The organism is Streptomyces sp. NPDC001450 (assembly GCF_053597295.1).
On the sequence record NZ_JBSFHY010000009.1, the window covers coordinates 49568 to 63013 of the forward strand.

The 13446-nt window shown below is 70.1% G+C and carries 10 protein-coding genes and 1 pseudogene; 9 read left to right on the plus strand and 2 right to left on the minus strand.

What is annotated here, in order from left to right; translation table 11 throughout:
* The first annotated feature begins 171 nt into the window (after positions 1 to 171).
* From ACWC5O_RS12140 to ACWC5O_RS12180, 9 genes are all read left to right on the plus strand, one after another.
* Positions 172 to 1455 (plus strand): extracellular solute-binding protein, encoded by a 1284-nt coding sequence (locus tag ACWC5O_RS12140; protein WP_450586525.1) that lies wholly within the window; start codon positions 172 to 174, stop codon positions 1453 to 1455.
* 91 nt (positions 1456 to 1546) lie between these two features.
* A complete protein-coding gene (locus ACWC5O_RS12145) occupies positions 1547 to 2545 on the plus strand; it encodes a carbohydrate ABC transporter permease (RefSeq protein WP_450586527.1) in 999 nt (332 codons plus the stop codon).
* The gene (locus ACWC5O_RS12150; RefSeq protein ID WP_450586528.1) at positions 2542 to 3372 is read left to right on the plus strand and encodes a carbohydrate ABC transporter permease; all 831 of its coding nucleotides are present in this window, start codon (positions 2542 to 2544) and stop codon (positions 3370 to 3372) included. The genes ACWC5O_RS12145 and ACWC5O_RS12150 overlap by 4 nt, the downstream gene beginning before the upstream one ends.
* Before the next feature lie 8 nt (positions 3373 to 3380).
* Positions 3381 to 4892 (plus strand): glycoside hydrolase family 3 protein, encoded by a 1512-nt coding sequence (locus ACWC5O_RS12155; protein WP_450586529.1) that lies wholly within the window; start codon positions 3381 to 3383, stop codon positions 4890 to 4892.
* A gap of 193 nt (positions 4893 to 5085) precedes the next feature.
* Positions 5086 to 6105, plus strand: coding sequence for a phytanoyl-CoA dioxygenase family protein (locus ACWC5O_RS12160; protein ID WP_450586531.1), 1020 nt, complete (start codon positions 5086 to 5088; stop codon positions 6103 to 6105).
* Complete coding sequence (locus ACWC5O_RS12165; protein ID WP_450586533.1) at positions 6102 to 7400, plus strand: DUF6271 family protein; 1299 nt, start codon at positions 6102 to 6104, stop codon at positions 7398 to 7400. The genes ACWC5O_RS12160 and ACWC5O_RS12165 overlap by 4 nt, the downstream gene beginning before the upstream one ends.
* Positions 7397 to 8614 carry a type III PLP-dependent enzyme gene (locus tag ACWC5O_RS12170; protein WP_450586535.1) on the plus strand — a complete coding sequence of 406 codons (1218 nt, stop codon included), beginning with the start codon at positions 7397 to 7399 and terminating at the stop codon, positions 8612 to 8614. The genes ACWC5O_RS12165 and ACWC5O_RS12170 overlap by 4 nt, the downstream gene beginning before the upstream one ends.
* 1 nt (position 8615) lies before the next feature.
* On the plus strand, positions 8616 to 9119 hold the full coding sequence (locus tag ACWC5O_RS12175) for a GNAT family N-acetyltransferase (RefSeq protein WP_450586536.1): 504 nt from the start codon (positions 8616 to 8618) through the stop codon (positions 9117 to 9119).
* Complete coding sequence (locus ACWC5O_RS12180; protein WP_450586538.1) at positions 9119 to 10291, plus strand: MFS transporter; 1173 nt, start codon at positions 9119 to 9121, stop codon at positions 10289 to 10291. The genes ACWC5O_RS12175 and ACWC5O_RS12180 overlap by 1 nt, the downstream gene beginning before the upstream one ends.
* A 422-nt stretch (positions 10292 to 10713) precedes the next feature.
* Here ACWC5O_RS12180 and ACWC5O_RS12185 read toward each other — a convergent pair whose 3' ends face one another.
* Complete coding sequence (locus tag ACWC5O_RS12185; RefSeq protein WP_450586540.1) at positions 10714 to 11640, minus strand: LLM class flavin-dependent oxidoreductase; 927 nt, start codon at positions 11638 to 11640, stop codon at positions 10714 to 10716.
* A 323-nt stretch (positions 11641 to 11963) separates the two neighbouring features.
* Positions 11964 to 13414, minus strand: a pseudogene (locus ACWC5O_RS12190) (UvrD-helicase domain-containing protein); the annotation flags it as partial.
* Positions 13415 to 13446 lie beyond the last annotated feature (32 nt).

Below are 13446 nucleotides of genomic sequence, written 5' to 3' on the forward strand. Positions count from 1 at the left end.
GCCGGATCGCCTTCCTGAACCACCCTTGACACCTCAAAAGGTCTAGGCCAAGCTCCACCGTACTGGTCTACACCATTAGTGACCAGGTCCCGAGCCCTACGTGCAACAGCGTCGTACGCAGGTCACCGCCGAGGGCGTGGGGGGATAAGTGGCATCCCTGAGGAGGGTGGCGTGAAGCGCAAGCTTGCTGCCGCGATCGTGATCGCGGGCATGATGGTCTCCGTCTCGGCGTGCGGCGGCGACGACGGCAACGACGACAGTGGCAAGAACGCGGGACCGGACAGCTTCAAGGGTCAGACCCTGACGGTCTGGACGATGGACGGCTCGGCTCCGCCGCAGTGGTCCAAGGACGTCCAGGCCGCCTTCGAGAAGAAGACCGGCGCGAAGCTGAAGTTCGAGATCCAGAAGTGGGACGGGATCCAGCAGAAGATCACCACCGCCCTCTCCGAGTCCACCCCGCCGGACGTGATCGAGGTCGGCAACACCCAGACCCCGGCCTACGCGGCCACCGGCGGCCTCGCCGAACTGAGCGACCTCAAGCAGCAGATCGGCTCGGACTGGACCCCGTCGGTCTCCCAGTCCTCCGTGTACGACGGCAAGCAGTACGCCGCGCCCTGGTACTTCGCCAACCGTGTCGTCATCTACAACAAGAAGATCTGGGCCAAGGCCGGCATCAAGGACACCCCGAAGACCCGGGACGAGTTCTTCAAGGACCTGGACACCATCGGCAAGAAGACCGACGCCGAGCCGCTCTACATGCCGGGCCAGAACTGGTACTTCTTCGACGGCCTGACCATCGGCCAGGGCGCCGACCTGGTGAAGAAGGACGGCGACAAGTACGTCTCCAACCTGAGCGACCCGAAGGTCGCCGCGGCCATGGAGGTCTACAAGAAGTACGCCTCCTACTCCAAGGCCCCCAAGGACAAGGACGAGGCCACCCCGCAGCAGGCCCAGGTGTTCGCCAAGGGCAAGAGCGGCGCCTTCATCGGCATGGGCTGGGAGGCCGGCACCGCGATCCAGGCCAACAAGGCCATCGAGAAGGACCTCGGCTACTTCACCATCCCGGGCGCCACGGCCGACAAGCCCGAGGGCGTCTTCCTCGGCGGCTCCAACCTCGCCGTCGCCCAGGGCAGCAAGAAGCAGGCCCTGGCCAAGGAGTTCCTGAAGATCGCCCTGTCCGACCAGTTCGAGGGCGAGCTGGCCAAGCTCAACGGCGTCATCCCGAACAAGCAGTCCCTGGAGACCAACCTCAAGGGCAACGCCGTCGCCGAGGCCGCCGCGCCCGGCGCCTCGGTCGGTGGCACCACCCCGCTGATCCCCGAGTGGGCCGCGGTGGAGAACACCCCTAACCCGATCAAGTCCTACATGACCGCGGTGCTGAACGGTAAGTCCCCGGCGGACGCCGCCAAGCAGGTCGAGGGCGAGATCAACAAGCGCCTGGCCCAGCAGAACTGATGACCCGCGCCGGGGGCGTCGGCGGACGCCCCCGGCTCAGTCGTTCGTACGGCCGGCAAGGCCGGTACCGCCACGGAAGAGATGGCAACTCATGTCAGTGCAGACCGAAGGCACGGACACGGGCGGGGAGCCCGCTGTCCGCAAGGCCCGGATACCAGGGTCGCCGAGGAGCGAGGACCGCGGCTCCGGGTCGCCGTCCCGCCGCGGTGCCGCCGCCCCCTATCTGCTCCTGCTGCCCGCGCTGCTGGCCACACTGATCCTGCTCGGCTGGCCCCTGGTGAAGAACGGCATGCTGTCGTTCCAGAACCTCAACCCGCGGCAGCTCATCCAGCACCTCACCGAGTGGAACGGCGGCGACAACTACAAAGAGGTCCTGAGCGGTTCGGACTTCTGGAAGGTCGTCGAGCGCTCGGTCGTCTTCACCGCCGCCAACGTGGTCCTGATCATGCTGCTCGGCACCCTGATCGGACTGCTGCTGGCCCGGCTCGGCAAGAAGGTGCGGCTGCTGCTCATGCTGGGCCTCGTCCTCGCCTGGGCCATGCCCGTGATCGCGGCCACCACCGTCTACCAGTGGCTGTTCGCCCAGCGCTTCGGCGTCGTCAACTGGTGCCTGGACAAGCTCGGCTGGCACTCCATGGCCGACTACAACTGGTTCGGCTCCCAGTTCTCCACCTTCTCCGTGATCACGCTGATCATCGTCTGGCAGTCGATCCCGTTCGTGGCGATCAACCTGTACGCCGCCACCACCACGATCCCCAGGGAGCTGTACGAGGCCGCGTCCCTGGACGGCGCCGGAGCCTGGAAGAGCTTCACCTCGGTGACCTTCCCGTTCCTGCGGCCCTTCCTGTACGCCACGACATTCCTCGAAGTCATCTGGGTCTTCAAGGCGTTCCCGCAGATCTTCGCGATCAACGAGGGCGGCCCCGACCGCCTCACCGAGACCCTGCCGGTCTACGCCTTCGTCGAGGGCGTCGGCAACCAGCACTTCGGCGTCGGCGCGGCGATCTCCTTCCTGACCATCCTGGTGCTGCTCGCTCTCACCTCGTACTACCTGCGCATGGTGCTCAAGCAAGAGGAGGACGAGCTGTGAAGCGCTCCGTCTTCGGCCGCATCTGGCCCAACGCGACCGCCGTCATCCTCTTCGTCGGCTTCGCGTTCCCCGTCTACTGGATGTTCGCGACGGCCTTCAAGCCGACCGGCGACATCATCTCCGAGAACCCGGTGTGGTTCCCGACGAACCTCACGGTCGGTCACTTCGCCAAGGCCGTGGACGCCGACCACTTCTGGACCCTGGTCCTCAACTCCGTGACCGTCACGGTCAGTGCGGTGCTGCTGTCGCTCGTCATCGCCCTGTTCGCCGCCTTCGCGCTCGCCCGGATGCGGTTCAAGGGCCGGCGCGGGTTCATCGTGACCTTCATGCTGGCGCAGATGGCGCCCTGGGAGGTCATGGTCATCGCCATCTACATGCTGGTCCGCGACAACGACATGCTCGACAGCCTGGTCCCGCTCACCGTCTTCTACGCGATCATGGTGCTGCCGCTGACCATCCTGACGCTGCGCGGATACGTATCTGCTGTGCCGAAGGATCTCGAGGAGTCGGCGATGGTCGACGGCTGCACCCGCACCCAGGCCTTCATCAAGGTCATCTTCCCGCTGCTGGCGCCCGGCCTGATGGCCACCTCGCTCTTCGGCTTCATCACCGCCTGGAACGAGTTCCCGCTGGTCCTGATCCTCAACAAGGACATCGAGAAGCAGACCCTGCCGCTCTGGCTCTCCCAGTTCCAGACCGCCTTCGGCGACGACTGGGGCGCCACGATGGCCGCCTCGTCCCTGTTCGCGCTGCCCATCCTGATCCTCTTCATCTTCCTGCAACGCAAGGCCGTCAGCGGTCTGACCGACGGCGCCGTGAAGGGATGACACCGCCGATGACAACGCTCCCCACTACCGCATCCGACAGCGGCTCCGCCGCGGGCGACACCCTCGCCCGGGACGCCCTCGCGGTGCTGCAGCCGGGATTCGACGGCACCACCGCGCCGGACTGGGTGCGCCGCCGCCTCGGCGAAGGCCTCGCCTCCGTCGCCCTGTTCGGCCGCAACGTCGTCACCGAGGAGCAGGTCACCGCTCTGACCGCCGAACTGCGCGCCGAGCGGGACGACCTGCTGGTGGCCATCGACGAGGAGAGCGGCGACGTCACCCGCCTGGACGTGCGTACCGGCTCTTCCTTCCCCGGCAACCACGCCCTCGGCGCCGTCGACGACCCCGGCCTCACCCGGGGCGTGGCCCGCGAGCTGGGCCGGCGGCTGGCCGCCTGCGGCGTCAACTTCGACTGGGCGCCGTCCGCCGACGTCAACGCCAACCCCGACAACCCCGTCATCGGCGTGCGCTCCTTCGGCGCGGACACCGCGCTGGTGGCCCGGCACACCGCCGCCTGGGTCGAGGGCCTGCAGTCCACCGGCGTCGCCGCGTGCACCAAGCACTTCCCGGGGCACGGGGACACCAACGTCGACTCCCACCACGCCGTACCGCGCATCGATGTCGACGCGGAGACGCTGTACGCGCGTGAACTGCCGCCGTTCCGCGCCGCCGTCGCGGCCGGCACCCGGGCCGTGATGAGCGCGCACATCCTCGTCCCCGCCCTCGACCCGGAGCGCCCCGGCACCCTGTCCCGCCGTATCCTCACCGAGCTGCTGCGCGGCGAACTCGGCTACCAGGGACTGATCGTCACGGACGGCATGGAGATGCGTGCCATCTCCGGGACGTACGGCCTGGAGCACGGCGTGGTCCTCGCGATCGCGGCGGGCGCGGACGCGATCTGCGTCGGCGGCGGCCTGTGCGACGAGGCGACCGTGCTCAAACTGCGGGACGCGCTCGTGGCCGCCGTGCGCTCGGGCGAACTGCCCGAGGAGCGGCTGGCCGACGCGGCCGCCCGGGTACGGGAGCTGGCGCGGTGGACGGCCGAGACCAAGAAGGACGCCGAAACCGTCGTACCGGAACCGGAGATCGGGCTCTTCGCGGCCCGCCGAGCTCTGACGGTGGCCCGTCACGGCTCGGCCGCGCCGGTCACCGAGCCTGTCCACGTCGCCCAGTTCAACCCGGCCCCGAACATCGCCGTGGGCGACGAGACCCCCTGGGGCGTGGCCGCCGAGCTGCTGCGGCTGCTGCCGGGCAGTACGGCCGGCTCCTTCAGCGGACCCGACGCGGGCCACGAGGCCCTCACGGCCGCGGCCGGGCGCCGGGTCGTCGCCGTGGTCCGCGACGAGCACCGGCACGCCTGGATGGGCTCCGCCCTCGACACGCTGCTCGCCGCCCGGCCGGACACCGTCGTGGTCGAGATGGGCGTACCGCAGGCCCCGCCGCGCGGCGCCCTGCACATCGCCACCCACGGCGCGGCCCGCGTCTGCGGGATCGCGGCGGCGGAGGCGGTCGTCGCGGGCTGAACCTTCCCTTCACCCGCTCGGGCCGACACCGGAAGTCTCTCCGGTGTCGGCCTTTGCTTTGCTCAACCAGCGGCATCTGGGCGGCAGTTGGGCGGCACTTTGACGGGGGTACCGGCCGGTAATCGTTGACACCCACAATTGGTCTAGTCCAGCTTGAGGGGGCGCAACAGTTCGATCACCACGGAGTGACGGCATGCACAAGCCCACCCCCTACCTCCACCGCGCGGCGTCCGGCCGCCCCTACTTCAGCGCGGACGGCGAGACGTACCTCGCCCCGACCCCCCTGCGCGACCTCGACAAGTCCCGGCCGCTGCGGGTGCTGTCCGAGGAGGACCTCGCCTTCTGGCAGACGTACGGCTATGTCGTCGTCCGGGAGGCCATCACCCCCGGCGAGGCGAAGAGCCTGGCCGAATTCGCCTGGGACTTCCAGGGCCTCGACCCCGACCGCCCCGAAACCTGGTACGAGGAACCGGAGTTCCGCTCCGAACTCGACCAGCACCTGTTCATCTACGGCTTCGTGGAGGCGTACCACCACCAGCTGATCTGGGACAGCCGCCAGGCACAGCGCGTCTACGACGCCTTCGTGGACGTGTGGGACTGCGAGGAGCTGTGGGTCACCCTGGACCGGCTCAACCTCAACCCGCCCAACGTCCGCACCCGTTCGCGCTCCCTGATCGAGCCGACCGACGAGGGCTTCGACATCGAGCTGCACTGGGACGTCGACACCACCCTCGCGGTCCTGCCGCAGCGGGTCCAGGGCATCATCGCCCTCAATGACACCCGGCCCGAACTCGGCGGCTTCCAGTGCGCGCCGGAGCTGTTCCGCCGCTTCGAGGAGTGGCGCATCGCCCAGCCGGCCGGCCGCGACCCGATCCGGCCCGCCGTCGACCGCGCCGAGTTCCCCGTGGTCCGCCCCGACCTCCAGGCCGGCGACCTGCTCATCTTCAACGGGCTGCTGGCCCACGGCGTGGCACCGAACCTCTCCGACAACGCTGTCCGGGCCGTCCAGTACCTGTCGATGATGCCCGCCCTGGAGGAGCACACGGAGCTGCGGAGGTCGCGCGTCGAGTCCTGGCGCACCCTCGCCACCCCCGACTGGAACGCCACCCTGCTCGGCGACGCGCGCAGGCCGGAGGCCCTCCGCTACGGACCGGCCGAACTGGACGACCTGGGACGGAAGTTGCTGGGCCTCGACTCCTGGGCGGCACGGTGAACCGGATCTGCCTGTGCCTGCCCACCAACCGGGCCTGCTCCGCCACCATCACCGCGATCCACCGGGAAGCCGCCTACGCCGCCGAGCAGTTCGACGCGGACGTCCAGCTCCTCATCCTCGACTCCTGCGACGACCGCACCCGCGCCGAGCACGCCCGCGTCGCGGCGGCGCTGCCCCCGGCGGCGAACGTCACCGTGCACCACCTCGGCGAGGACCCGCAGCGCGACTTCCTGCGCCGCGTGATCCGGCGGGCCGGCCTGCCCGACCCGGACGGGATGCTCGGCCTCCTGCTCCCCACCGGCGTCTCCTACGGCTCCTGCACCGACCGCGCCTTCCTGCTGGCCACCGCCCTCGGCTGCCACTCGGTGCACCGCAGGGACTCCGACAGCACCTACCAACTCCTGGACGGAGAGCCGGCCTTCCCCGTCCACCACGAACTCCCGTGGCTGGGCAGGCCCGCCGCGCAGGCCTCGGCCTCCGTCACCCGCACGGATCTCGACCCGGCCCACGCGGAGCGTCCGGTGTCGCTGGCCGGTGCCTCCTTCATCGGTGAACTCTCCGTCGACATAGCCGAGATACGGCGCCTCGACGAGGGCGTCTACCACGACGTGGTCGGCCTGTGGGCGCCCGCCGACTCGTCGCCGGAGGACCGGCGGCAGCTGGTCGAGGAGTCCTTCACCGGTGCGGGGACAGTCCCCTTCACCGTCGACCACTCCACGCTGACCCTCGTGGACCCGATGCGGGTCGACATGTGCAACATCGCCTTCCACCGCGACGTGTACGAACGGATCCCGCTGCCCCCGGCCACCGACACCATCGGCAGCGACTACTTCCTCATCCACCTCGTCCACGACGCCACGCTCCCCGGCATCCTGCACAACCGGCACATCGAGAACTTCTACACCCCCGAACGCCGTACCGACGCGGGCTTCCCGGCCTACCAGACCCGGTTCGTGAAGTTCCTGCTGTCGATGCACTACTTCCACCACGTCTACGACCGGATGACCGCCGAGGGCGCCCGGCTCCTCGACGACCGGCAGCACGTACGGGCCGACCGGATCGTGGAGTTCCTGCGCGAGAGCACCGCCCTGGACCGTGCCGAGAACGTGTGGCGCCTGGACCGCGTCGACACCGCCTACCGCAAACTGGGCGGCCGCTACGAGCAGTTCGCCGATCAACTGGCCGAGCGCCGCGCGCAGCTGCTCACCGAGGCCTGCCGGGACATCGAGGACTTCGCCCTGCTGACCGAGGCCTGGCCGTACCTGGTCGAGGCGGCCGGACACGAGGGCTGGTGAGCGTGGAGATCAGCGCGCGGCTGGCCGCCGCACTGGCCGCCGCCCCGGCGGACCGCATCGTCTACGACCTCGACGGCATCGAGGCCCAGTACGACCGGCTGCTGGCCGAGCTGCCCGGCGTCCAGGTCCGTTTCGCCCTGAAGGCCTGCCCCGTGGACGAGGTGCTGCGGTGCCTCGCGGACCGGGGCGCCGGCTTCGACGCGGCCGGTCCCGCCGAAATCGCCCAGGCCCTGCAGACCGGCGTGCCCGTGGACCGGATCCACTACGGCAACACCGTCAAGTCCGACACGGACATCGCCGCGGCCCACCGGCTCGGCGTCCGCACCTTCGCCACCGACAGCGTGCAGGACGTGCGGGCGATCGCCGAACACGCACCCGGGGCCCGGGTGTTCTGCCGCCTCGCCACCAGCGGGGACGGCGCCCTGTGGGGCCTGAGCCGCAAGTTCGGCTGTTCGGCCGGGAACGCCGTCGAGGTCCTCACCACGGCTCGCGCGTCCGGACTCGTCCCGGCTGGCCTGTCCGTGCACGTCGGTTCGCAGCAGCTGACCGGCGAGGCCTGGCAGCAGGCCCTCGACTCGATCGCCGAGGTGCTGGTGACGCTGGAGGGACTGGGGATCGTACCGGACCACGTCAACCTCGGCGGCGGCCTGCCCGCGCTCGGCTACCTCGACCGCCACGGCAACCCCCTCGACCCGCCCCTGGACAAGATCTTCACCGTGATCCGCGAGGGCATGGAGCGCCTGAGCGGCCTCACCGCAGCCCCGCTCGGCTTCGTCCTGGAGCCGGGGCGGCATCTGGTGGCCGACCACGGGGCGGTCCGCGCGCACGTGTACCGGCTGACCGGGCGAGCGCAGCCGGACGGGACGCACGCCCGCTGGCTGTACCTGAGCGTCGGAAAGTTCAACGGCCTCTATGAGATGGACCAGTTGAGCTACCGGCTGGTCTTTCCCGCCCAGGCCGCCCAGGCCGCTGAGGACGACGGCGAGGACGACGGCGAGTACGTCTCCGCCGTCGTCGCGGGCCCGACCTGCGACAGCGACGACGCCTACGGCGGAGGCCGGCACCCGGTGCGCGTCCCGCACTCCCTCGCCTCCGGCGACCCGGTCTGGATCCTGTCCGCCGGCGCCTACGCCACCAGCTACACGACCCAGGGCTTCAACGGCATCCGCCCGCTGCCGTGCGTGTGCACCCGCGCCCCGGAAGGACACCACTGAGATGAGAGACCTCGTACGGGGCATCACCGAGGCCGACTGGCCCCAGGTCGCCGCCCTGGAAGCCGGGGCGTACGCGGACACCGCGCTGACCGAGGGCGAGGCCGCGCTGCGGTCCCGGGCCGCGGCGGGCACCTGCTTCGTCCTGGACCTCGACGGCCGGGTCGAGGGCTACGTCCTGGCCCTGCCGTACCCGATGTTCCGCTACCCGGACCTGACCCGGCCGGAGCGCGTGGCCCACCACTCGGCCAACCTCCACCTGCACGACCTCGTCATCAGCGCGCCCCTGCGGCGCAGAGGGCTGGGCCGTCGGCTGGTGCGCCACCTGACGGACGCGGCCGGCGCCCGCGGCTTCCGGACCATGTCGCTGATCGCGGTCGGCGGCAAGGAGCCCTTCTGGCGGGCCAACGGCTACCGGGCGCACCGCGAGGCCCGGCTGCCGTCGAGCTACGGCAGCGACGCGGTGTACATGTCGGCCCGGCTGGCCGCGTACCGGGAGGCGAGCTGATGGAGAACTCCGACTTCCGCCGTGCCAAGTGGGCGATCGCGGCGCTGTTCTGCTTCCTCGGGTTCCAGTACGCCACCTGGGCCGCCCGGCTGCCCGCCCTGAAGACCAGGCTGGACCTGGGCCCAGGGGAACTCGGGCTGCTGCTGATGGCCTGCGGCGCGGGCGCGGCGGCCTCCTTCCCGCTCGTCGCCGTCCTGATGCGCAGGCTCGGCTCCCGGCGGCTGTCCCTCGCCTCCGCCCTGTGCCTGGTGGCGCTGCTGGCGGCCCTCTCGGTGGTGCCGAACTATCCGCTCGCCCTGCTGGTCATCTGCGGTGACGGTGTCGCCGTCGGCTGTCTGAACGTCGCCATGAACGCCCAGGGCGCCGCCTTGGAGACCGCGTACGGCCGCACCGCCATGTCCCAGCTGCACGCCACGTTCAGCGCGGGCCTGCTCGCCGCCGCCCTGCTGGCCTCCGGCATCACCAGCGTCACGGTGTCCGTTCCGGCCCACTTCGCGGTGGCCGCGGCGCTGTTGCTGCTCCTGCTGGGCTACGCGCGCCCGGGCCTCCTCCCGCACCCGGAATCCGGGCCCGCGGACCCGGAGACGGCACCGAAGCAGCGGACACGCCTGACCCTGCCGTCCGGAAAGACCCTGCTGATGGGCTGCGCCATGGCGTTCGGCACCATCACAGAGGGCGCCATGAACGACTGGTCGACGCTCTACCTGAGGGACGTCGTCAAGGCCTCCTCGACGGTGGCGCCGCTGGGCATCGCGGTCGTCTCGGTCATGATGCTGCTCGCCCGGGTGCGCGCCGACCGCTGGCGCAGCCGCTGGGGCGACGGACGCGTGGTACGCACCGGCAGCGCCGTGGCCGGCCTCGGCCTGGCCCTGGCCCTGCCGGCCGGCGGGGTGGTGCCCACCCTGCTCGGGTTCGCCTGCGTCGGCCTCGGCGCGGCCGCCGTGACGCCATGCGTGTACGTCGCCGCCGCCGAACGCGGCTCGGGCGCGCTGTCCCTGGTCGCCGCGATGGGGACGACCGGACTGCTGGCCGGGCCCGCCGTGATCGGCTTCGTCGCGGGCGCAGGCGGCCTGACCCTGGGTATGGCCACGGTCGCCGCCTCGGCGCTGATCGTCACCCTGGCCGCCACCCGCATCCCCTGGCGGGACCGGGCCCCGGTGCCGGCCGGTTGACGTACCGGGTGACGTACCGGGGTACCGGACGGGGTGCCGGAACCGGCTCCGGCACCCCGTCGGCGTCGCGTCGAGGCTATCGGCGGAACGCACGGATGAACGTGTCGACCGTGTGGACCGTGTGGAAACCACAGGCGGACGCGATGCGTTCGCCCACCGCATGGCCACCGCGCCTGCCGCCTGGGGCGACCTCAGCACGGTCGACGTCGTGGAGCAGATGCGCTCCTTCTACCGGCAGCGACTGGCCGTTCGTGGAGGAGGAGATCCCCTACTACAACGGCTTCCTCGACACGCACGACATGACGTCCGAGCAGCGCGACGGCATCAACTTCGCCAACGCCCAGGCGCTGTTCCCGGGCCGGATCAAACGGGAAAGGGCCCGGCCTGCGGAAGCAGGCCGGGTTCGGAGTGACGAAGTGGCTCTATGCGTCCGGGAGCTCCGCCCGAACCGGCTTGATGACCTCGTCCGTCAGCCACTGGGCCACGCCCTGCGGGTAGCCGCGCGGCAGGCTCAGGACGATGTGGTCGAGGCCGGCGTGGATGAGTTCGAGCACCTGCCGACGGGAGGTCTCGATGTCGTCGTAGGACATGACGACCTGGACGGACCTGCTGATCTCGGACGGGTCCCGCCCGATGGCCGCGCAATGCTCGTCCAGCACACGGGAGCGTTCGGTGATGTAGTCGATCGGGTTGTGCGGCGGGCCGGGGATGTTCCAGATGTCGGCGTGCTCCGCCACGAGCCGCAGCGTCTTGTTGCCCCAGCCGCCGATGAGCAGCGGCGGACCCGACGGCTGAACGGGCTTGGGCTCGTTCCGGTTGCCCTTCAGCGTGTAGTGGCGGCCCTCGAAGTCGAACTCCTTCTCGGTCCACATCCGCTTCAGGATCGTGACGGTCTCCTCCAGCCGCTCGATGCCCTCACGAGGCGGCACCAGGGTGAGCCCGTACGCCTCGTACTCGGCGACGGCCGGGTTGTCACCGGCGATGCCGCCGGCGCCCGCGGGCTGGTGCGTCCCGCCCACGCCGAGGCCCATCACCAGCCGGCCCCGGGACACCACGTCGACGGTGGTGGCGATCTTGCCGAGCACCGCCGGCTGGCGGATGCGGTTGCTGGTGACCAGAAGCCCGAGCCGCAGGCGCCGCGTCTGCGCGGCCAGCGCGGCCAGAAGCGTCCAGCCCTCGTAGATCTTGCCGTCCTTCGGGCCGGCCAGGGGAAGCATGTGGTCCCACAGCCAGGCGTGCTCGATCTCGGGTATCTCGTCCGCCTCGAGCCACACCCGCAGGATGTCGTCGTAATCGACATGCATGGGGGTGGTCTTGAGGCCGAAGCTCACTCGTCTGGGCTCACTCATCTGCAGGTGCGTCTTTCATGTCAGGGAGGGGGGGGCGGCAACTGTGGTGCGGTGTAACACAGTTGCCGCGCTTCCTGGTTGCTCGACCGATCACTTCCGGCCGGGATGAATCCATGGGGCCGCGCGCTGCTGGATCCAGGCGGGAACGCCCCGCTCGTGGGCGATCCCCTCTGAGGACTGCCAGAGGTCGTTGATCAGATCCTTGATTACCCGTTGATGCAGCCGGAAGTCCCAGGAAAGTCCCGAGACAGTCCACCGGCGCACAGCCACGTTTCGGCTGCTTGTTGCGAACATCTGCCAGGCCTGTCGCCAGACACACCCGCTCAGGCGAGCAGGCGGTGCAAGAAGGGGCTGGGAGTGCCATGCCAGAAGATGTCCAGGCTGTCGCGCGCCCGGGTAGCCGCCACGAAGAGCAGGGATCGCGCCCGCTGGAGTTCCCTGCGGTGGCGGGCGGGATCCGTATGGCGCAGCTGGCGGACCTGCTCGCGGGGGATCAGGCCGTCGCTGACCCCAGCGATGATCATGCGCTGGTACTCCAGCCCCTTGAACCGGAACATGGTTCCGATGTGGACTCCGGACTCGCCCCGAGCGCCGTCGGCTCCGATCTCCATGGCTCGGATGCCGTGCTCCGCCAGTGTGGTCGCCAGTTCGCTCGCCATCTGGTTGGTGGGTACGCAGACGGCGATCTGTTCGTGCGCGATCCGCTCGTCCGGGTGGGCGTCCCAGTCCACGATGTGCGCGGCGATCGCCTCGCGCTCCGCCTGCCAGTCGGCGCACGGGTGCATGCCGGGCGCGCCACCGCTGAGCACGGAGCGGTATCCGGCCAAAGTCTCCGAACTCCCGTCGAGGTCGTCGTACGACTCCTCGCCCAGCACTTCCAGCGCGGATCGCAGGATCTGGCGCGTCGTGCGGTAGCTGAGGCTGAGCTTCGCGGACCGGCCGCGAATGTTGATGCCCAGGCTTCCTAGGGTCACCTGATTCTTGTAAATGCGCTGATGGGTGTCGCCGACCAGGAACAGGTCGTCGGAGTCACGGGCCGTCATGGCGCGGAGCATCTTCCAATGGGCTGGACGCAAGTCCTGCGCCTCGTCGACCACGATGTGGCGATACCGGTAGCGCAGCCATCCGCCCGAGCCGTCCTGGAGGTGGATGTTGTCCGGGCCGCCGGCTCCCTCCCGCTGCTGTTCGATGGCGCGGATGCGCTGCTCGCGCCCTATTTCCAGGCGGGCGGCGCGCTCGGCGACCTGGTCCCACGTCTGGCGCCCCAGCCGGTCGAGGCGCTGTGTGAAGCGTTCCGCGAGTTGCCAGACGGCGGCCCGTTCCGACCGGCCGATGTTCTTGCCGCGTCCGGCCCGTCGGGCCCGGAAGTAGTCGGTGCGGGTGCCGACGGCCTGTCCGAGGATCACCTGCGTCCACTCGTCGTGCAGGAACTCCGCGTCCCAGCAGTTCTCGCCGAGTTCGTCGAGCATGGCACGCCATTCCCGTACGGCCTGGCTGTCGTCGATGGTCTGTTTGCGGCTGCCGGGCTCGGCCTCCCGCACGACGCGCAGAGCCAGCTGGTCGACATGGCCGACCTCGACCCGGGACAGCAGCGGCTCGCCGCCCAGTTCCAGGAGACGGGACCGCAGGTCGGCTGCGAGGTTCTTGTTGTAGGTGGTCAGCAGGACCGGCTAGGTGTGACCAGTGGCAGCTGGGACACCAGGTGGCGGACACGGTGCAGGGCAACGATGGGCTTGCCGGTGCCCGGGCCGCCGCCGACCCGGGCGGGCCCGGAGCTGAGTGGTCTGACCGCGCCTGAAAGCGTCT

Bases quoted from the DNA above. Each gene is read 5' to 3' on its own strand.
- ACWC5O_RS12175 (WP_450586536.1), top strand. From the start codon at position 8,616: ATGAGAGACCTCGTACGGGGCATCACCGAGGCCGACTGGCCCCAGGTC.
- ACWC5O_RS12155 (WP_450586529.1), top strand. From the start codon at position 3,381: ATGACAACGCTCCCCACTACCGCATCCGACAGCGGCTCCGCCGCGGGC.
- ACWC5O_RS12180 (WP_450586538.1), top strand. From the start codon at position 9,119: ATGGAGAACTCCGACTTCCGCCGTGCCAAGTGGGCGATCGCGGCGCTG.
- ACWC5O_RS12145 (WP_450586527.1), top strand. From the start codon at position 1,547: ATGTCAGTGCAGACCGAAGGCACGGACACGGGCGGGGAGCCCGCTGTC.
- ACWC5O_RS12185 (WP_450586540.1), bottom strand. From the start codon at position 11,640: ATGAGTGAGCCCAGACGAGTGAGCTTCGGCCTCAAGACCACCCCCATG.
- ACWC5O_RS12160 (WP_450586531.1), top strand. From the start codon at position 5,086: ATGCACAAGCCCACCCCCTACCTCCACCGCGCGGCGTCCGGCCGCCCC.